General features: G+C 70.0%; 19 protein-coding genes and 2 pseudogenes. 10 read left to right on the plus strand and 11 right to left on the minus strand.

Annotated features, from left to right (window positions below; all coding sequences use genetic code 11):
• Positions 1–51: 51 nt before the first annotated feature.
• Positions 52–318, minus strand: a complete 267-nt coding sequence (locus tag ACWD68_RS21000; protein WP_451807932.1) for a hypothetical protein — start codon at positions 316–318, stop codon at positions 52–54.
• Positions 311–1192, minus strand: a complete 882-nt coding sequence (gene mca, locus ACWD68_RS21005; RefSeq protein ID WP_451807933.1) for a mycothiol conjugate amidase Mca — start codon at positions 1190–1192, stop codon at positions 311–313. The genes ACWD68_RS21000 and mca overlap by 8 nt, the downstream gene beginning before the upstream one ends.
• A 152-nt stretch (positions 1193–1344) precedes the next feature.
• Between mca and ACWD68_RS21010 the strand changes: the two genes are divergently transcribed.
• Both ACWD68_RS21010 and greA read left to right on the plus strand, forming a co-directional pair.
• Positions 1345–1746, plus strand: coding sequence for a DUF4307 domain-containing protein (locus ACWD68_RS21010; protein WP_451807934.1), 402 nt, complete (start codon positions 1345–1347; stop codon positions 1744–1746).
• A 211-nt stretch (positions 1747–1957) separates the two neighbouring features.
• Positions 1958–2455 (plus strand): transcription elongation factor GreA, encoded by a 498-nt coding sequence (gene greA, locus ACWD68_RS21015; RefSeq protein ID WP_451807935.1) that lies wholly within the window; start codon positions 1958–1960, stop codon positions 2453–2455.
• Between the two features lie 81 nt (positions 2456–2536).
• Here greA and ACWD68_RS21020 read toward each other — a convergent pair whose 3' ends face one another.
• The 3 genes from ACWD68_RS21020 to ilvA form a co-directional block, all read right to left on the minus strand.
• On the minus strand, positions 2537–3394 hold the full coding sequence (locus ACWD68_RS21020; protein ID WP_451807936.1) for an ABC transporter permease: 858 nt from the start codon (positions 3392–3394) through the stop codon (positions 2537–2539).
• Positions 3391–4401 carry an ATP-binding cassette domain-containing protein gene (locus tag ACWD68_RS21025; protein ID WP_451807937.1) on the minus strand — a complete coding sequence of 337 codons (1011 nt, stop codon included), beginning with the start codon at positions 4399–4401 and terminating at the stop codon, positions 3391–3393. The genes ACWD68_RS21020 and ACWD68_RS21025 overlap by 4 nt, the downstream gene beginning before the upstream one ends.
• Positions 4402–4575: 174 nt before the next feature.
• Entirely contained in the window at positions 4576–5805 is a 1230-nt protein-coding gene (gene ilvA / locus ACWD68_RS21030) for a threonine ammonia-lyase (RefSeq protein ID WP_451807938.1), read from the minus strand.
• A 165-nt stretch (positions 5806–5970) separates the two neighbouring features.
• Between ilvA and ACWD68_RS21035 the strand changes: the two genes are divergently transcribed.
• The 3 genes from ACWD68_RS21035 to ACWD68_RS21045 all read left to right on the plus strand — a co-directional run bounded on the left by ACWD68_RS21035 (position 5971) and on the right by ACWD68_RS21045 (position 7427).
• Positions 5971–6477, plus strand: coding sequence for a MarR family winged helix-turn-helix transcriptional regulator (locus tag ACWD68_RS21035; RefSeq protein ID WP_266848293.1), 507 nt, complete (start codon positions 5971–5973; stop codon positions 6475–6477).
• A 207-nt stretch (positions 6478–6684) separates the two neighbouring features.
• Entirely contained in the window at positions 6685–7182 is a 498-nt protein-coding gene (locus tag ACWD68_RS21040; protein ID WP_451807939.1) for a sigma factor-like helix-turn-helix DNA-binding protein, read from the plus strand.
• Positions 7179–7427, plus strand: coding sequence for a hypothetical protein (locus ACWD68_RS21045; RefSeq protein WP_451807940.1), 249 nt, complete (start codon positions 7179–7181; stop codon positions 7425–7427). Before ACWD68_RS21040 ends, ACWD68_RS21045 begins: the two co-directional genes overlap by 4 nt.
• Positions 7428–7453: 26 nt before the next feature.
• Here ACWD68_RS21045 and ACWD68_RS21050 read toward each other — a convergent pair whose 3' ends face one another.
• A complete protein-coding gene (locus ACWD68_RS21050; protein WP_451807941.1) occupies positions 7454–8608 on the minus strand; it encodes a cystathionine gamma-synthase in 1155 nt (384 codons plus the stop codon).
• Between the two features lie 264 nt (positions 8609–8872).
• Between ACWD68_RS21050 and ACWD68_RS21055 the strand changes: the two genes are divergently transcribed.
• From ACWD68_RS21055 to ACWD68_RS21065, 3 genes and pseudogenes are all read left to right on the plus strand, one after another.
• The gene (locus tag ACWD68_RS21055) at positions 8873–9991 is read left to right on the plus strand and encodes a hypothetical protein (RefSeq protein ID WP_451807942.1); all 1119 of its coding nucleotides are present in this window, start codon (positions 8873–8875) and stop codon (positions 9989–9991) included.
• A 215-nt stretch (positions 9992–10206) separates the two neighbouring features.
• A complete protein-coding gene (msrA, locus tag ACWD68_RS21060; protein WP_451807943.1) occupies positions 10207–10875 on the plus strand; it encodes a peptide-methionine (S)-S-oxide reductase MsrA in 669 nt (222 codons plus the stop codon).
• 68 nt (positions 10876–10943) lie between these two features.
• Positions 10944–11075 (plus strand): annotated as a pseudogene (locus ACWD68_RS21065) (DUF3885 domain-containing protein); the annotation flags it as partial.
• Positions 11076–11123: 48 nt separating this feature from the next.
• On the opposite strand, the gene ACWD68_RS21070 reads toward ACWD68_RS21065, so the two are convergent.
• The 3 genes and pseudogenes from ACWD68_RS21070 to ACWD68_RS21080 all read right to left on the minus strand — a co-directional run.
• Positions 11124–11300, minus strand: coding sequence for a hypothetical protein (locus ACWD68_RS21070; RefSeq protein ID WP_451807974.1), 177 nt, complete (start codon positions 11298–11300; stop codon positions 11124–11126).
• Positions 11301–11529: 229 nt separating this feature from the next.
• Positions 11530–11799 carry a hypothetical protein gene (locus tag ACWD68_RS21075; RefSeq protein ID WP_451807944.1) on the minus strand — a complete coding sequence of 90 codons (270 nt, stop codon included), beginning with the start codon at positions 11797–11799 and terminating at the stop codon, positions 11530–11532.
• Positions 11800–12030: 231 nt separating this feature from the next.
• A pseudogene (locus tag ACWD68_RS21080) lies at positions 12031–12189 on the minus strand (IS1380 family transposase); the annotation flags it as partial.
• A gap of 243 nt (positions 12190–12432) precedes the next feature.
• Here ACWD68_RS21080 and ACWD68_RS21085 point away from each other — a divergent pair.
• Positions 12433–14853, plus strand: a complete 2421-nt coding sequence (locus tag ACWD68_RS21085) for a SpoIIE family protein phosphatase (protein ID WP_451807945.1) — start codon at positions 12433–12435, stop codon at positions 14851–14853.
• 364 nt (positions 14854–15217) lie between these two features.
• Positions 15218–16462: a serine hydrolase domain-containing protein gene (locus ACWD68_RS21090; protein ID WP_451807946.1), complete on the plus strand. Its 1245-nt coding sequence runs from the start codon at positions 15218–15220 to the stop codon at positions 16460–16462.
• Positions 16463–16591: 129 nt separating this feature from the next.
• Here ACWD68_RS21090 and ACWD68_RS21095 read toward each other — a convergent pair whose 3' ends face one another.
• Positions 16592–17128, minus strand: coding sequence for a hypothetical protein (locus tag ACWD68_RS21095; RefSeq protein ID WP_451807947.1), 537 nt, complete (start codon positions 17126–17128; stop codon positions 16592–16594).
• Between the two features lie 181 nt (positions 17129–17309).
• Positions 17310–19400: a restriction endonuclease gene (locus tag ACWD68_RS21100; protein WP_451807948.1), complete on the minus strand. Its 2091-nt coding sequence runs from the start codon at positions 19398–19400 to the stop codon at positions 17310–17312.
• Between the last annotated feature and the right edge of the window lie 10 nt (positions 19401–19410).

Consider the following 19410-nt stretch of genomic DNA (forward strand, 5'->3'; position numbering starts at 1 on the left):
TCCGGCCACGGCGGAAAGTCCCGCGGGGCCGGTGACCCCGCGGGTGCGGGGTCAGCCCTTCGCGGGTGCGGCCTTCCCCCCGGAGCCGGAGCCGGTCCGCTCCGCGCCCCCGGAGCCCGCCGCCTTGTCCTCGGGGTCCTGCTCGAAGGTGACCTTGCCCATGTGGCGGTTCATGGACTTCATCAGGCCCCAGACGGCCAGGGCCATCACCGCGAAGACGATGAAGCCGAGGACGCCGGGGGTGACCTTGTTCTCGTCGACCTCCTTGGCGAGGGGGACGAGGTGCGTCAGTGCCAGGCTTGCGCTCATGTCAGGCATTGTCGCGGATGCCCGCAAAGAGGTCGTCCTCGGGGAGGGATGTATCGACGAGGGACTTCGCGAGCTCGTACTCCTCGGTCGGCCAGACCTCCCGCTGGATGTGCATGGGGACCTTGAACCAGCCGCCGTCGGGGTCGATCTGCGTGGCGTGCGCGATCAGCGCCTTGTCACGGATCTCGAAGAAGTCCGCGCACGGAACGTGCGTGGTCAGCGTGCGCTCGGTGCGCTCGAACTCGCTCCAGCGCTTCAGCCAGTCCCCGTACGGCGACTCCAGGCCGCGGTCCAGGAGCGCGTTGTGCAGCGCCTCGGTGCGCGGGCGGTTGAAGCCCTGGTTGTAGTAGAGCTTCTGCGGCTGGAACGCCGGTCCGAACTCGGACTCCGGGTACTTCTCGGTGTCCGTCGCGCCCTCGAACGCCACCATCGAGATCTTGTGGGTCATGATGTGGTCGGGGTGCGGGTAACCACCGTTCTCGTCGTACGTGGTGATCACCTGCGGGCGGAACGAGCGGATCTGCTTGACCAGCTCACCGGCCGCCTTGTCGATGTCCTCCAGGGCGAAGCAGCCCTCGGGGAGCGGCGGCAGCGGGTCGCCCTCGGGCAGGCCCGAGTCGACGAAGCCGAGCCACTCCTGCTCGACGCCGAGGATCTCGCGGGCCTCGTCCATCTCCTTCTTGCGTACCTCGTGGATGTGCTCCTCGATGTACTTGTCGCCCTGAAGCTTGGGATTGAGGATGGAGCCGCGCTCCCCGCCCGTGCAGGTCACGACCAGCACGTCCACCCCCTCGGACACGTACTTCGCCATGGTGGCCGCGCCCTTGCTCGACTCGTCGTCGGGGTGGGCGTGCACGGCCATCAGTCGCAGCTGGTCAGTCAAGACTCAATCCTCGGTCAGTCGGCTGTCGCCTGAGTAGGTCGGCTGTCGGCGCCCGGCGTGAATCAGCGCTGTGGGCGGCTTCTATAGTGACGGAATCGGGGGGCGAATAATTCCGGGGTCCTCCCTCACGGACCTCAGCCGAGAGGACGATCATGAGCACGGCGAGCACGCAGCTGCCCGAGGGCCGGTACGGCCGCTCCGCGGACGAGCGCGCCGACCGGAAGCTCAAGATCATCGGTGGTGTCCTGGGCGTCGCCCTCATCGCCGTGGTCGGCTGGTTCGGCTACGACTACATCGGCGGGACCGAGATCAGCGCTCAGGTGATCAGCTTCAAGCCGGTCTCGGACAGCGCGGTCGAGGCACACCTGGAAGTACGCAAGGACGCGGGCGTGAGCGGCTACTGCACGCTGCGTTCGCAGAGCGCCGAGGGCGTCGAGGTGGGCCGCGCCGACTTCCGCTTCGACCAGGACTCCTCACGCGTCGACAAGGTGGTTACCCTGCGTACGACGGCCCGGGGCTCCACGGCGGAACTCCTCGGCTGTCACTCGGGCTGAGCGGCACCGCCCACCCGCATCCGACGGCATCGACACAGGTCGGCATCACTCCCGGCAACCAGTGACTGACCTGCATCGATGTAATTCTGATGTCTTATGTCCTCCCCTCCGAGCCACTGAATTGTTAGGCTCGTGGTTTCGCCCACCCGTGAGAGAACATGCTTCAGGGTAGGGCGATGCTTTGTATTCCCAGTACCTACGAGGAGCACCTGTGACCCAGACCAGCGAGAACGTCACCTGGCTGACCCAGGAGGCGTACAACCAGCTCAGGGCCGAGCTGGATCACCTGTCTGGTCCTGCGCGCACGGAGATCGCCGCCAAGATCGCGGCCGCGCGCGAGGAGGGCGACCTGCGCGAGAACGGCGGGTACCACGCGGCCAAGGAAGAGCAGGGCAAGCAGGAGCTCCGTGTGCGCCAGCTGACCCAGCTCCTGGAGAACGCCAAGGTCGGCGAGGCTCCCGCGGCGGACGGCGTGGTCGCACCGGGCATGGTCGTGACCATCGCCTTCGACGGCGACGAGGACGACACCCTGGACTTCCTGCTCGGCTCGCGCGAGTACGCGAGTTCCGCCATCGAGACGTACTCTCCGCAGTCCCCGCTGGGCTCCGGTGTGAACGGCAAGAAGGTCGGCGAGGACGCCCAGTACGAGCTGCCGAACGGCAAGCTCGCCTCGGTGAAGATCCTCAAGGCCGTGCCGTACCAGGGCTGAGCCCAGGACCAGAGACGACGACGGTGCCCCCGGCCGCACGCCGGGGGCACCGTCATGTCTGTGCCTGTGTCCGTGCCGGCGTTACGCCGTCGTCGAGCGGTACTTGCGGACCGCGAGCGTCCGGAAGATCAGCACGATCAGGACCGAGTAGATCACCGAGGCCCAGATCGAGTGCCGCATGGGCCAGGCGTCGGACGGCGACACCCCGGGGTTGGCGAACAGGATGCGGCACGCCTGCACGGTGGCGCTGAACGGGTTCCAGTCCGCGACATGCCGCAGCCAGGGCGTCATGTTGGTGGTGTCCACGAACGCGTTCGAGATGAACGTGACCGGGAAGAGCCAGATCAGTCCGCCGGAGGTGGCCGCCTCGGGCGTCCGCACGGACAGGCCGATGAGCGCGCCGATCCAGGTGAACGCGTATCCCAGCAGGAGCAGCAGCCCGAAGGCTCCGAGGACACGGAACGCGTTGGTGCTGCCGTACGAGCCGACCCGCCAGCCGACCATCAGGGCGACCACCGCGAGGACCAGCAGGGTCAGCGCGGTCTGCACGAGGTCGGCCAGGGTGCGGCCGGTCAGCACCGCGCCGCGCGCCATGGGCAGCGAGCGGAAGCGGTCGATGAGGCCCTTGTGCATGTCGTCGGCGATACCCGCGCCGGCACCCGCGGTGGCGAAGGTGACCGTCTGCGCGAAGATGCCCGCCATCAGGAAGTTGGTGTAGGCGTCGGCGCTGGTGCTGCCGCCGATCTTCATGGAACCGCCGAACACATAGGTGAACAGCACCACGAACATGATCGGCTGGATCAGTCCGAAGATCACCATCTCGGGGATGCGGGACATCCTGATCAGGTTCCGCTTGGCGATGACCAGGGAATCCCGGATCGACTGGCTCACCGGGTTCGAGGGCGCCGTTACATGCACGGCGTCGGTGACGGCGCTCACTTCGTGGCCTCCTTCTTGCGCTTGTCGGTCTTGCCGTCCGCCGGCAGGCCGTTCTCCTCGGCCTTCTCCTCCGCCACGTGGCCGGTGAGGGAGAGGAAGACGTCGTCGAGGGTGGGGCGGCGCAGACCGATGTCGTCGATCTCGATGCCGCGGGAATCCAGCTCGCGGATCACCTCCGCGAGGAGCTTCGCGCCGCCGGCGACAGGCACGGTGAGCTTGCGGGTGTGCTCCTCGACCGTGGTCTCGCCCTTGCCGAAGCCGCGCAGCACCTCGGATGCGGTCTCGATGCGCTCGCGCTCGTGCACGACGACCTCGACGCGCTCGCCGCCGGTCTGCGCCTTGAGCTCGTCGGCGGTGCCACGGGCGATGACGCGGCCGTGGTCGACCACACAGATGTCGTGCGCGAGGTGGTCGGCCTCTTCGAGGTACTGGGTGGTCAGCAGCAGCGTCGTACCGCCGGAGACCAGCTTCTTGATGACGTCCCACAGCTGCTGGCGGTTGCGCGGGTCGAGGCCGGTCGTCGGCTCGTCCATGAACATCACCGGAGGTGACACGACCAGGGCCGCCGCGAGGTCGAGGCGCCGGCGCATACCGCCCGAGTACGTCTTCGCGGTGCGGTCGGCGGCGTCGGTGAGGTTGAACTGCTCCAGGAGCTCGTCCGCGCGGGCCTTCGCGGCCTTCGCCTTCATCTGGTAGAGCTGACCGACCATCTGAATGTTCTCGCGGCCGGTCAGATACTCGTCGACCGCCGCGAACTGCCCGGAGAGGCCGACCCTGCGCCGTACCGCGTCGGGGTCCTTGAGCACGTCGATGCCCGCGACGACGGCCTTGCCGCTGTCGGGGCGGAGCAAGGTGGTGAGACAGCGGACCGCGGTCGTCTTGCCCGCGCCGTTCGGCCCGAGCAGACCGAGCACGGTGCCTTCCGGAACATCGAGGTCGACGCCGTCCAGAGCCCTTACGTCACCGAAGGTCTTCACCAGGCCTTCGGCGTAGATGGCGCCCGGCATGAGAGTTCTCCACGTCGTTGGGGATTTTCGGTCTTTTTACGCAATGAGCATATTTTGCCGGTTCGACCCCACTCGGGCGCCGACCGAGACGCGCACACCCTAACGCGATGTATCGCGTCGTTCAATGGATTTTCCCTACACGGGACGACCGGGACCGTGACGGCGGATCCGGCCTCAGCCGATGACCGTGTAACCCGCCTCGCGCAGCGCCAGAGTCACCTCGGCGCAGTGCTCGGGCCCCTTCGTCTCCAGGTGCAGTTCGACCTCCACCTCCGTGAGCCCGAGCCGTGGATCGGTCCGTACGTGGCTCACATCGAGGACGTTAGCGTCCGCCACTGACAACACCCCGAGAAGTGTCGCCAGGGCGCCGGGCCGGTCGGTGAGCCGCAGGGTGACCGCCAGATAGCGGCCACCCGCCGCCATGCCGTGCCGCAGGATGCGCTGCATCAGCAGCGGATCCACGTTCCCACCCGACAGCAGCGCCACCACCGGGCCCTCGAAGGTCCCCGGAGCGCGCAGCAGCGCAGCGACGGAGCTCGCGCCGGCGGGTTCGACGACCAGTTTGGCGCGCTCCAGGCACAGCAGCAGCGCGCTGGAGAGGTTGTTCTCGGAGACCGTACGGACCTCGTCGACCAGCTCCTCGACGAGGCGGAACGGCACGTCGCCGGGACGGCCGACCTTGATGCCGTCGGCCATCGTGGCCGGGTTCTCGATCGCCACCGGCCGTCCGGCCGCCAGCGAGGGCGGGTACGCCGCCGCGCCCTCCGCCTGCACCCCGATGATCCGTACGTCCGGACGCAGCGACTTCACCGCGAGGGCGACGCCCGCCGCCAGCCCGCCGCCGCCGATCCCCAGGACGATCGTGCGCACCTCGGGGCACTGCTCCAGGATCTCCAGGCCGACCGTGCCCTGGCCCGCGATGACGTCGGGGTGGTCGAAGGGATGGATGAACACGGCGCCCGTCTTCGCCGCGTACTCCTGCGCGGCGGCCAGTGTCTCGTCGACCACCTGCCCGTGCAGCCTGACCTCGGCGCCGTAGTCACGGGTCGCCGCGACCTTCGGCAGCGGGGCACCGGTCGGCATGAACACGGTGGACCGCACCCCGAGCAGGGAGGACGCGAGCGCGACGCCCTGCGCGTGGTTGCCGGCGCTCGCGGCGACGACACCCGCGGCGCGCTCCTCCGGAAGCAGGCCCGCGATCCGCACGTACGCGCCGCGCAGCTTGAACGATCCGGTCCGCTGAAGGTTCTCGCACTTGAACTGCACCGGTGCGCCCACCAGCTGGGACAGGTACCGGCTGCCCTCCATCGCGGTCACCCGCGACACACCCGTGAGCATCTTCTGCGCGCCGCGTACGTCGTCGAGGGTCACGCTGGGAAAGGAGTCAGCCGTGCTGTAGCTCATGACCACCAGTCTCCCAGTTCACGCGGGCGCACTCCCGTGGTGACCACGCTCCGAGACCAGGTTTGCGCAGCCCCGGTACGGCCCGCGCCCCGGCCGCGTAACCTGTCCCCCAACCCAGCTCCCCACGCATGAATTGAGCCCCCGGCCATGCCCACAACACCAGAAATGTCGATGGACATGACGACCGTCGGTGACACCGGTCTTCTCGAAGCCCTTCAGCACGAGGTCGCGGTCTTCGCGCGCCGTGCGGAACAGACCCGGCTCGGCGGGGTGGGGCAGGTGCGCAACTCCATGGACCGTGCCGCGTACCTGCTGCTCAACCGCCTCGACAAGGAAGGCCCGATGGGCGTCAAGGCGCTCGCGGCAAGCATGGGGATCGACTCCTCGACCGTCACCCGGCAGGTCGCCCCGCTGGTCGACACGGGGCTCGTCAAGCGCACCTCGCACCCCGAGGACGGACGCGCCGTGGTGCTCCAGCTGTCCCCGCGCGGCCAGTCCCGCCTGGACGAAGTGCGCACCTCCCGGCGTCAGTTGATGGCCGAGCTGACACACGAATGGGCGCCGGAGGAGCGCGAGGCGTTCTGCGCGCTCCTGACGCGCTTCAACAGCGCGCTCTCCGCCCGCCAGGCGGCCCAGGGCATGCCGGCGCCGGAGTCCGAGCCCGCCTCCTGAACCACGCGGGAACTGTCTGCCGGACCCGGTGACCTCGGGCCTCCGTGCCCTCCGCGTCCTTCCACGCGCGCGTGCATGTGCGCCGGACCCTTGACCGGAAGGCGGCACCTGGCCTCATATGAGACCGGGTCCTCGTCGTACGCGGTGCGGCGGGTCGCACGCGGCCGCGGACCCGTTTCCTCAGGTCACCCTCAGGGGGGAGGCGTGGTGCGAGAACGGCGTGCCTCCCAAGGCGTCCGCCGGGCCCGGGAGTTCAAGGCATTCGTCGCGGGCGCGGCCGGGCGGCTGCTGCACGCCGCCACGCTGCTCACGGCGGAACCCCGGGACGCCAACCCGCGCGCGCGGAAGCTGCTGACGCTGGCCCTCGCCCACACCTACGCCTCCTGGGACCGGCTGCACGGTGAGGACCCCTACGACAGCGCCCGCCGGCAACTGGCGGTGCGCTTCCAGCGCACCGCCTGGCACCAGTACGGCGGCTTCGGGCGACTGCGCCCCTCCCCCGACAGCGTCCTGGCCCGCCTCACCCCCCAGGAACGGCTGGTCCTCGTCCTCAGGCTGTACGAGGGGGTCGCCGAGGAGCAGACGGCGGCCCTGCTCGGCCTCCCCACAGAACGTGTCCGGGTGATCTGCGCCCGGGCGATGGCGACGCTGCTGCACCCGCCGAGCGGCCCGGCGCCCACCAGGGTGGAGGTGGCATCGTCATGAACCTGCCGGAGCGCGAAGCGGCCGTACGACGGATGCTGGAGCAGACCCCGCCCCCGGTGCCGCACGACCTGTACGGCGAAGCCGTACGCCGCGGAGGGCGCATGCTGCGCCGCAGGACGGCGGCCCGGCGGCTGCTGTGGCTGCTGCTGTGCACGGCAGCCGTCGCCTTCGTCGTCTGGGCGACGATGGCCCGTCCCTGGGTGGAGCCGCCGTCCGAGACGACTCCACCGCTGACGGGCTGGTGACCCTCCGGCCGGACGATCGCCCGCTCCTAGCCCAGAGCCTGCTGAAGGTCCTCGAGCAGGTCGTCGATGTTCTCGATGCCCACGGAGATGCGGACGAGGTCGGCGGGGACCTCCAGCGCCGAACCTGCCACCGAGGCGTGCGTCATGCGTCCCGGGTGCTCGATCAGCGACTCCACACCGCCCAGGGACTCACCGAGAGTGAACACCTTGGCGCGGTTGCAGACCTCGACGGCCGCCTCCTCGCCGCCCTCGACCTGGAACGAGACCATGCCGCCGAACGCCTTCATCTGCTTGGCCGCGATCTCGTGACCGGGGTGCTCCGGGAGGCCCGGGTACAGAACACGCGTCACACGCGCGTGCCGGGTGAGCATCTCGGCGACCCGGCCCGCGTTCTCGCTGTGCCGGTCCATGCGCACGGAGAGCGTCTTGGTGCCGCGCAGCACCAGCCAGGAGTCGAAGGGCCCGGCGACCGCGCCCATCGCGTTCTGGTGGTACGCCAGCTCCTCACCGAGTTCCTGGTCGCCGACGATCAGCGCACCGCCCACGACGTCCGAGTGGCCGCCCATGTACTTGGTCAGGGAGTGCACGACGACGTCCGCGCCGAGCGCCAGCGGCTGCTGGAGGTAGGGCGTCGCGAAGGTGTTGTCGACGACGAGACGGGCGCCCGCCTCGCGCGCGATCTGCGCGACCGCGGCGATGTCCGTGATGCCGAGGAGGGGGTTGGAGGGCGTCTCGACCCAGACCGCCTTGGTCTTCGGGGTGAGGGCGGCCCGCACCGAATCCGGGTCGCTGGTGTCGGCCACCGACCACTCCACGCCCCACCGGGAGACGACCTTCGCGAACAGCCGGAAGGTCCCGCCGTACGCGTCGTTCGGAATGACCACGTGATCGCCGGGGCTCAGCAGCGTACGCAACAGGCAGTCCTCGGCCGCCAGTCCTGACGCGAACGCGAGGCCGCGGCGGCCGCCCTCGAGGGCGGCAAGGTTCTCCTCCAGGGCGGTCCTGGTCGGGTTGGCGCTGCGGCTGTACTCGTAACCGCCGCGCAGCCCGCCGACGCCGTCCTGCTTGTAGGTCGAGACCTGGTAGATCGGCGGGACGACCGCGCCGGTGAGGGGATCCGCGGTGTTGCCCGCGTGGATCGCGAGGGTCTCGAAATGCTGACTGATGTGCCTGTCGCTCATGAGTCCCGAGCGTAGTGCTCCCCCGGGGCTCATGACGGCGTACACCCCTCCGGCGACGGCCCGCCCTGCCTGGAGCGGGCCGCGGGCCGCTCCGGATGACCGATGCCGAGGCCGTGGCGGGAGAACGGGAGTGATGACAGGACCGATGCCGAGGCCGTGGTGGGAGCGGCGACAGACCGATGCCGAGGCCGTGACGGGAGCGGTTGCGAGACCCGTTGTGGGACCGGTTGGCCAATTGTCGGACCCGTCTGGTTCGCTTGAGCCATGGAGATTCTCTGGATCCTGATGGCGCTGGCCCTGTTCAGCCTGGTCCTGCTGCCGGTGTTCCGGCGCAGGCGCACCGGTGTACAGCTGGTCTCGCCCGGGGACCCGGACGCCGCGGACCCGGCGAACTACGGGTTCCTGCGGCAGGAGGAGCTGGACATCCGCATGCCGGGCCCGGACGCGGATCTGCTGAACGTCCTGGACGTGGTGCAGCAGACCCAGGACTACCGCGCGGCCTCGCAGCTGCTGGCCGGCACGGAGATCGAGGGCGAGACCCGCTGGCAGCGGATCCAGGCCTTCGCGGGAGCCGCGTCGCTGGAGCTTCAGCAGCGCCCCGGCGGGGTCAGCGAGACACCCGGCGGGCAGTGGCTGCGGGTGTGGCGCGCCGAGGCCCCCAAGGACGCGGGCGGTGCGGCGGTGCACGCCGAGTTCCTGGTGCAGCAGGCCTGGCGGACGTCGACGCCGGGGACCGACGACTTCCGGATCATCATGGAGGAGGCGCGGGCCGCGTGCGGCGAGGCGGCGCTGCTGTCCCCCGGTGACCCGGTCCCGTACATCGTCGAGCTGTCGGTGGCCCGTGGACTGGCCTACTCCCAGCCGGAGTTCGAGAAGCTCTGGATGAAGATCCTGGACCGCGCGCCCTCCCACATGGGCGCGCATCTGGCGGCCCTGCACTACTGGTGCGAGAAGTGGCACGGCTCGCGGGAGACGGCGTACGCGTTCGCGGAGGCCGCGGCGGCACGCGCGCCGCAGGGCTCCCTCCTCGCGGCGATGCCGCTCTTCGCGGTCTTCGAGCACCTCCCCGAGGTGAACCTGGTCCGCAGCTTCTACCAGAGCGAGGTCGTGACCAAGGCCGTCCACGGCGCGCTGTACGCGGTCCACGCGGCCCGCCCCGACGACCCGATGCTCGCCCACGTCCGCCACCTGCTGGTCTTCTTCCTCGTCCGCGGCGAGCGCTGGTCCGAGGCGATGAACCAGCTGGTGCACGTCGACGGCCACGTCGGCGCCCTGCCCTGGACCCTGACCCACGATCCGGCCGCGGACTACGCGATATACCGCGCCCTGGCGGTGGCGGGCTACGAGGCGAACGGCGGAAACCCGGCGACGCTGTCGCACTGAGCGAGCGACGAAGGCATTCCGCGGGGCGCCCCTGGCCGGCGGGACGTGAGAGCGGGCGCCCCGCGGAATGCCCGTCCACGCACAAGCGTTGGACTGACCGACGCCCCGCCCGCCCTGCGACCGTGACCCCATGTCGTGGTGCCCCGGGTCCTGGTGTCCCCGAGCCTCTGGCCCCGAGGCCCGGGCCCTGTGTCCTCACACCCCGTGGAGAGCGCATGTTCCCGGAAAGCCGTACGCCTCGGCTCCCGACCGCCGAGGAGGCGCTGCGCGGCCGCCCCGAACCGTTCTTCACACTCCCCGACCGGCACACCGTCCTCGGTACGCCGCTGCGGGGTCCCTACCCCGACGGCCTGGAGATCGCCGATTTCGGCATGGGCTGTTTCTGGGGCGCCGAGCGCGCGTTCTGGCGGCTCCCGGAGGGTGTGTACACGACGCTGGTCGGCTACCAGGGCGGCTTCACCGAGCACCCCGCGTACGAAGAGGTCTGCTCCGGCCTGACCGGCCACACCGAGGTGGTCCGCGTGGTCCACGACCCCGGGCTGATCACGTACGAGAGGCTCCTCCAGGTCTTCTGGGAGTCCCACAACCCGACCCAGGGTTTCCGCCAGGGCAACGACGTGGGCACCCAGTACCGCTCCGCCATCCACACCCACACCCCGGCCCAGGCCGAGACGGCGACCGCCTCCCGCGAGGCCTACCAGAAGCTCCTCACAAGGTCCGGCCACCGCACGATCACCACAGAAATCCTCCCCGCGAAAACCCGCCCCTTCTACCCGGCAGAGGGCTACCACCAGCAGTACCTGGACAAAAACCCGGGAGGTTACTGCGGAATCGGCGGGACTGGAGTGTCCTGCCCGATCGGTGTCGCGAAGGCGGATGGGTGAGCCCCGCCCCCGCCCTGCTGGCAAGGCTGTGGCAGGAGCGACGGCCGTCGGGTGCTCCCGTAGCCCACATGTTCCGCGGTACATACGCGGACCGCTGCGACACGGAACCACGACGCATCCAACATCCCTACGACGGCGGCGCGGACGTCATCCTCACCACGCCCGCAGAGCGAGACCGACTGCGCGGGCAGTGCACCGAATGGCTCCCCCAGCAACCCAGCCGGCCTCTGAAAGAGAAATTGACCGTGTCAGCCGTCGAACTGGGCCCACTCCACCGCGGCCTCGGCCAGCGGGGCGAGAGCGCTGCGGTCGGTGGCGCCGGCCCAAATGCTGAAGCTGTCGTCACCTTCGTCCGAGATGTGCAGGACAAGCCCTGGGGCGACGTAACGCGTGGGGGCCCACGGCCGGAAGGGGCGCAGCGGCACGGGTGAAGTCCTTCGGTGAACCGGTCCACCTGCTGTGCGGTATGTCGGCCGGACAGCGCCACATGGCCGGCGCCCATCGCAGCCTGACCACCACACCGATGGTGTCCGTCAAAGCGGGGATCAAGCTCACCTCGGAGCCCTGCCGGCGCAAGCATATGGTCCCGGCCCCGGGCCTGAGGCCCGGGGCCGGGACCATCTATCGGCCGGCGACTTCGCGTCGGCCAGGACTTCAGAAGGCGCTGTTGTTGCAGCCCATGGTGGAGCCGATGTCGGTGGACTGGGCACCAGGGTTGCCCTCGCCGCCCAGCAGGTTGCCGCCCAGGCCGTTGAGCAGGCCGACCTGGCCGAGGACGTCCACGTTCAGGTCGTGCGACTTGCAGGTGGAGTGCTGCTTGATGTCGAACTCGTCACCGTGGCCGCCGGCGTGGGCCGTGCCGCCCACGAGTCCGATGCTGCCGATCGCGGCGATCAGGACGGCCACGTTGCGAAGCTTGCGCATGTCATCTCCGATGGAGTGAGTGGGTGCGATCTGCGGAAGATCGACTTTTACAATTCCGGGAGATTAGTTCGGAATATGCCGAAACGGGCAGTGGCGCGCCGGGTCTCATGATCGCGCAGCAGAAGCACCCGAAAGCCTTAGCGCATGCGAACGGGCCCGTCCGTGGCCACCGGGCCGGCAGGCGGTGGCGGCCGGTGCTCACGATCCGCACGGCAACAGAGAACAACCGCAGGCCGCAAGGGCCTTCGGGCCGGAAGCGCGGAGCGCGTCGACGAGACGGGAGACCGTCGGATCGGAAGCCACCGGGCCGGACACGCCCGGCTCGGCCCGCAGCACGCCGATGCCGGCCAGGCAGTCTCCGCCGAGCGCTACGGCCAGGGCGAGGGACATCCTGGAAATGGAGAGGTCTGTGAGCGAGGGCCGACATGGATCATCATGCCGCGTTCACAGACGAAGTGGTCCCGAGCCGTGGGCACCCCCTTCGCTGCAGGCGTCTGCCTTCACACGCCGAGCGCCGCCATGTCACTCCTGTCGAACCGCCGAGCCGAGAGGAACGGGAGAGTCGCGGACGGAGACCGGGAGGAGGAACATCGGAGTCACGGAGGCAAAGTGGTGCTTATGGGGATGCCGTCGATGCATTTCAGTGAGAGTCCGGAGGATCCGTTCGCCCTGGGGCATGCCGCTTCGGCCGTGCTCGACGATCACGGCACAGTGGTCGGCTGGAGCGCACGTGCGCAGGAGCTGCTGGGCTACCGCGCCAAGGAAGTGATCGGACGGGCGTGGCGGGACCTCCTGGTCGATGCCCGTGACCTGCCTGTCGCGCGGTCCGTCGTCGTGGACGCCATGAGGGCAGAGGGCTGGTTCGGAGTCCTGCCCGTCCGGCACCACGACGGACGGCGTGTGGAGATGGGTTTCCGGGCCCGTGCGATCACCCGCGACGGAGATCGTCAAGAGTGGTTCCTGGTCGGCGCCCCTGCCACGGAAGTCGTTGCCTGGCAGCGGGACCGTGCGCTGCTGGACGGCCTGTACCGCCGGTCCCCGATCGGTCTGGCCATCCACGGCCCGGACAGGAAGGTGATCCGGGTCAACCGTGCGATCGAGAAGGCAAGCGGCATCACGGCCGAGGCGCTGGTGGGCCGTAGTTCCGGTGAATTCCTGGTCGACGAGGACGCGGGTCCGGCCGAGGAGCGGGTACGACACGTCTTGGAGACCGGCGAGCCGTTGATCTTCACGGAGCAGTCGGCGCGCACACGCCATGCTCCGGGGCGGGAACGGATGGTGTCCGTCTCCGCGTTCCGGATGGAAGACTCCTCGGGCCGGGTTCTCGGCGTGGCGGAGACGATCGAGGACGTGACCCAGCGCCACCGAGCCCGCCGCAGGCTCACTCTGCTGAACGAGGCGAGCGCCCGGATCGGAACCTCGCTGGACGTGACGCAGACGGCCCGGGAGCTGGCCGAGGTGGCCGTCTCCGGCTTGGCCGACTACTGCTCGGTGGACCTCCTGAAGCCGGTGGCACTTGGTGACGAACTGCCCTTGGACATGGCTGGTGCGCTACTGCGAGTGGCCTTTTCGCCCCCAGAACCACGGGTCCCGTTCCAGGAGGGCGACGTGGTCCCGCTCCTTCCGGAGTCTCCGCAGGCGCGGTGCCTGGCCGAGCGTCGCCCGATTCTCGAGCGGCTGCTGTCCCTCCGCCCCGAGTGGTACGCCATGGACCGGCGGCGGATCGAGGTCGCCCTGGGTCTCGGCGTTCATTCCCTGATCGCGGTGCCCCTGATGGCACGCGGCCTGGTACTGGGCGTAGTGAGCCTGTGGCGGGTGCGCCATTCGGAGCCTTTCGAGGACGACGATGCCGCAGTGGCCCATGAGTTTTCCTCGCGTGCGGCCGTCTGTATCGACAACGCGCGCCGCTTCACCCAGCAACAGAGCGCCGCTCTGACTCTGCAGCGCAGTCTGCTGCCGGGCACGGTGTCCGACCTGCCGGCCGTCGAGGTGGCCTGCCGGTACCTGCCGGCGAGCGGTGAACCGGGCATCGGTGGTGACTGGTTCGACGTGATCCCGTTGTCAGGGGCCCGAGTCGCCCTCGTCGTGGGAGACGTGGTCGGCCACGGAATCCACGCTGCGGCCTCGATGGGGCGCCTGCGCGCCGCTGTGCGCACCCTGGCCAGCCTCGACCTGGAACCGGACGAGGTGGTGGCCCGGCTGGACGATCTGGTCAGTCTGCTGGCCGCCGAGGTGGAGGCGAACGCCGAGGGCAACCAGTCGGCGATCGAGCAGGTGCTCGGGGCCACGTGCCTCTACGCGGTCTACGATCCGGTCTCCCGGCAATGCTCCCTGGCACGCGCCGGCCACCCTGCACCCTTGGTGTCCACACCGGACGGCCAGGTGACCGTGCTCGACCTGCCCGCGGGTCCACCGCTCGGCCTGGGCGGACTGCCGTTCGAGATGTACCACCTGGACCTCCCTGAGGGCAGCCTGCTCGCGCTCTACACCGACGGCCTCCTGGAGGCGCGCGACGGCGACATCGATGCCGCGCTGGAGAGCCTGGAGGAATGTCTCGCCCACAGTGCCGACGCTCTGGAGCGCACGTGCGACGGGGTGGTCGAAGCGCTGCTGCCCACGGACCGCCGCCCCACCGACGACATCGCGCTGCTCATGGCCCGTACCCGGGTACTGCCGCCGGAGAACTTCGCCACCTGGCACCTGCCTCTGGAGGTGACCGCTGCTGGCCGCGCCAGGGAGCTGACCACGGCGAAACTGGCCGAATGGGGGCTGCCGGAAATGGCCTTCACCACCGAGCTGGTCGCCAGCGAGCTCGTGACCAACGCCTACCGGTACGCGGACGGCCCCGTCACCCTGCGCCTCATCCGTACACACAGTCTGATCTGTGAGGTGTCCGACGCCAGCCACACGTCCCCTCACCTCCGAAGGGCCCTCAGCACGGACGAGGGCGGACGCGGGCTCTTCCTGGTCGCGCAGCTCACGGAGCGGTGGGGTACGCGCTACACCCACGACGGCAAGACAGTCTGGACGGAGCAGCCTCTGCCGCCCTCCTGACCACCCGCGGCCTCCACGACTTCCACGTCTTCCACGACTTCCACGTCTTCCACGACCACGGCCCACCGCGACAGCCGACTGGCCGGCGGAAGGGGCCGCAGCGACGGCCCCGCCGTAGTTCGCGGGTACGGGCGATGCCGAAGCGGATGGCGAGCGATGGGCGTTGAACGCCTCAACTCGCCCCCAGGGTTGGGAACGGGCCGGCTGACCCGGAACCGTGGCGGTCCGGTCAGGTCCGGGTCGCCGAACCGTGTGGCCCCGATCGAGTGGACTCGCCGGAACGCGGATCGGGCAGGGGGTCTCGCCGAGGGGCCGGGTGGTCGTGTTGCCGCCTGCTCCCCTGACCCGGAAGAGGCGCCCCGACATGCGACGTACCACCTACCGCCGTCCGTTCGCCGCAGCCCTGATGGTGGCGTCCGTGCTGGCCCCGTTGACAGCGACCCCCGCCGCGGCCGTCCACACACCGGCCGTCCACACACCGGGCGCCCCCACAGCGGCCCTCCGCACAGCGGGCGCCGACCGGTACGGCGAGGACGACCGTCCCCGGCACGGTCTCGGCCCCGAGCTGACCGCCCGGCTCGACAAGGCGATCGAGGACGTCCGCCGCGAGGCGAACATCCCCGGTGTGGTCGCCGGACTGTGGATGCCGGGCAAGGGGAGCTACGTCCGCGCGACCGGTGTCGCGAACACCGCCACCCGCGAGCCGATGGCGGCCGACTCCTACGTCCGGATCGGCAGCGAGACCAAGACCTTCACCGTCACCGCGCTGCTCGAGCTCGTCGACGACCATCGGATCGGGCTGGACGACCCGATCTCCGACTACATCCAGGGCGTGCCGAACGGCCGCCACATCACGCTGCGTCAGCTCGCCGAGATGCGCAGCGGCCTGTTCCCGTACACCGCCGACCCGGACTTCATCCATGACCTGCTGAGCAATCCGCGGCGCACCTTCACCCCGCGGGAAGTGCTCGCGTACGGCTTCAGGCATCCGAACACCTCCGCGCCCGGCGCGGAGTTCCAGTACTCCAACTCCAACCTCATCCTGCTCGGCCTGGTGATCGAGAAGGTCAGCGGCCACAAGCTCGCCGACTTCATCGACAAGCGGGTCCTCCGCCCGGCTCACCTGCGCCACACGCTGTTCCCGAAGGGGAACGAGTTCCCCGAGCCGCACCCGCAGGGCTACACCGACCAGACGCTGACCGGCGGTATCGCGAACGCCACCGACTGGAACCCCAGCTGGGCCTGGGCGGCCGGAGCGATGATCTCGAACCTGCACGACCTGCGCCGCTGGGCCAAGGTCGTCGCCACCGGCACACTGCTCAGCCCCGAGACCCAGGCACAGCGCCTCAAGACGCTGCCGACCGGCTTCCCCGGAACGAGCTACGGCCTCGGCATCTTCAACGCCGGCGGATGGATCGGGCACAACGGCTCTCTGCCGGGATACGAGACCGTGACCGTCTACCTGCCGTCGAAGAAGGCCACCCTCGTACTCATGCTCAACACCGAAGCCTCGCACGACGGCCAGGAGCCGTCCACGCTGCTCGCCAGGGCCATCACAGAGATCGTCACCCCGAACAACGTCTACGCCGGGAACATCACCCCGAACTAGGCACCCCGTCCGGAGAGGCCGGAGCACGGCCGGAGAGCCGGCGGCCGGAGCACGGCAGGGGATACAGGGGCGCGGCAGGGGCTGTCACCCGCTCCCGGTCGTGCCCCTGCCGCGTCGGCTGCCGACCGTTCAGAATCCCGCGACCATCCCCGCCACTCCCCCGGCGAGCGCGCTGAGCAGCATCGCAGCGCTCAGCGCGCCGAACAGCACCAGCAGGCCACGGGGTGTCCGACGCTCACCCGACCTGCCGCGGGCGCCCAGAAAACCCAGGAACAGCACCATCAGGCCGAGCAGGGAGATCGCCAGCCACCCGCACGAGGCGGCGACACCCGGGTGCTCGTATCCGGCGGAAGCCGTCCGCTGCAACGCGACCGAGGTGCCGACGGGCAGCCTCGCGTCGATCGTGGCATCCGCGTCCACGACGGTCCCGTCGGAGGAGCGGAAGACGCCGATGCAGTGCCGATAGCGGTGGCCGCCTCCGGCAGGGTCCCAGACGCATCTCTCGACCCGGAGATGCCCCGGCGTGCCCGCCAGACCCGTGGCATAGCCGAGATGGGTCGCCGCGAGCCAGGTCACGACGGCGCCCGCGGCGAACAGGCCGGCGATCAGGAGCAGCGGCAGGCGCCCCGCCGGCCCTCCCGCCCGGCGCCGGCCCCAGCGACTCACCCGTCCCTCCGACGTTCTCCGACGTTCTCCGGCGATCTCCGGCGATCCCTGACCGATCCCCGACCGGGACGCCGGCTCGGCTCCCGAGCAGGATGGCCGACCCGGCTCCCGCTCGGGACGCTGACCCGGCTCCCGCTCGGCGTCGTTCATGCCCCGGCAAAGAACGCGTGCGGGAGTCCGCCTACTCCACCACGATGCCGAAGTCCCGCACGAGTTCCTCCAGACCGCCCGGGTAGCCCTTGCCGCCGAGGACGAACTTCCAGTCGCCGTTGGCCCGTCGGCGGAAGGAGCCGAGTACCAGGGCGGTCTCGCGCGGCCGGCCGTCGGAGACGTCGAGCCGGTCCAGTTCGGCCAGGCCCGGATCGAGCAGCCGGATGCCGGCGTCCGTGAAACCGGAGAGGTCGGCGTCCGGGTTGATCTCGGGGTCGACGGCGGCCACGAGTACGAACCGGTCGGCCTCCGCCGGCAGCCTGTCGAAGGAGACGCGGATCGCGGCCTTGTCGGGCGCCGCCGCAGCCAGTGCGCGCACCGAACCGTCCGGTGTCCGGGGGTTGTTGAAGAAGACGAAGTGATCGTCGCTGAGGACACGGTCGCCCCGGCAGACGAGCGCGCAGATGTCCAGGGCGACGTTTCCGGTCCACGACATTCCCAGGATGTTGTAGACGTCGGGCAGCCGGGGATCCGGCTCCGCCGACGGAACCGACGGAACCGACGGTGCCGACGGTGCCGACGGCGCCGCGGCCGGACGGCCGCCCTCGCCCAGTCGCCCGCGCAGTCCGTGCCGGTGCAGCAGGTCGACGAGTTCAGGGCCCGGTATGAGCTCCAGGGGCTTGCCGTTGGCGAAGGCGTGCGAGCCGGGACCGAACGCCGACGTCGTCACGAGCACCCCCTTGTTGGCGCCGGCGTCCTGCACCGTCCCGTACAAGTCGCGTACGGCGGTGGGCGGCACGGTGTTGCGGTAGCGCTTCACCTGCACGACGATCTTGCCGCCCCGGATCGGGGTCGGGTCCAGCGCGTCGACGTCCACGCCGCCGTCGTTCGAGCGCTGGGTCGTCACCGCCTGCATCCCCATGGCCCGGAAGAGATCGGCGACGAGCTCCTCGAACGCGATCGGATCCATGGCGTACAGGTCCGGATCCTCGTCGCCGCCGTGGGCGACGACGCGGTTCCCGACATCCTGCGGACGCCGGCTCGGCCGTACGGGAGTGAGCTGGCCCGGCCGGGCCGAGAGCTGCCCGCGCAGTCCGTCGGCCAGGCAGCTGCCCGCGTCCACCTGCGCCAGGTGCAGTTCGAGGAACGAGGAGCGGGAGGCCATGACCGTCGTGAGGAAGATGTGGCCCGGCCTGCCGGTCGTGGGGTCGTGTCCGTCCACGAAGCCGTTCAGGACCACCGACTCGAGCGCGCCCTGTTCATCCGCCGAGAAGATCTCGTGCAGCACGAGCAGGGCGCACTGCGCGAGAACCTCCCGGTACAGGCTCCGGCGCTGGGTCACCGGACGCGGCGTCTCCTTGTCCTGATCGGTCCCGGACAGGTACCGGACGGACTTCACCTCGGGGACGACGCTGTAGGCGGGCAGTTCCCAGTCCAGCACCAACTGCCGGGACGCGGCGTCGTAGGCGGCGGCCATCTGCCGCGGAAATCCCTCCGGCCATGCGGACGAGGAGTACAGGGCGGCGGAGAAGTACTCGATCACGGAGTCGGGGTCCTTGCGGCGAACCCCTTCGGACACTTCGGCGACACCGGCGTTGTGCCGTCGTACGTCCGCCAGCTGGGCATCGGCCCACTGCTGGTACTCCCGCTGGTAGGACGCCAGTTGCCGCAGCCGGTGCGCCTCCGCGGCCTGGGCCGCGTGCCAGTCCCGCTCGAAGCGCGCCTGCGCCTCGGCCTGCGTGTGTGCCCGGCGGCTCGCGGTCCAGCCGCTCTGCGTCTGGTACTGGCCGATGTCCGGCATGGCCACCGGCTGCGCCAACGGCCCGGGGGCGAACGGCTGGATCTGCTCCGGGCGCATGAGCGAGGCGGCCCGGAAGGCGGGAGCCCGGCACCCCGAGGCGAGAAGACCCTGCAGCGAGGCGACCTGTGCGTCCAGTTCCTCGGTACGGTGTTGCGCCTCCGCCTGCCGGTACTCCCGGTACTCCTGGGCGGCCCGCCGCTGGTGGGCCCGCGCCTGTTGAGCTTCCTGTCTCCGCCGTCTGGCCTCGAGCTCCTGCTGGCGCTGCTGTTGCCGTTGCACCTCGGCCCAGACGCCGACAAAACCGGCAGAGCGACGACTCATGTGCTGCAGG

Source organism: Streptomyces sp. NPDC005141, assembly GCF_053599975.1.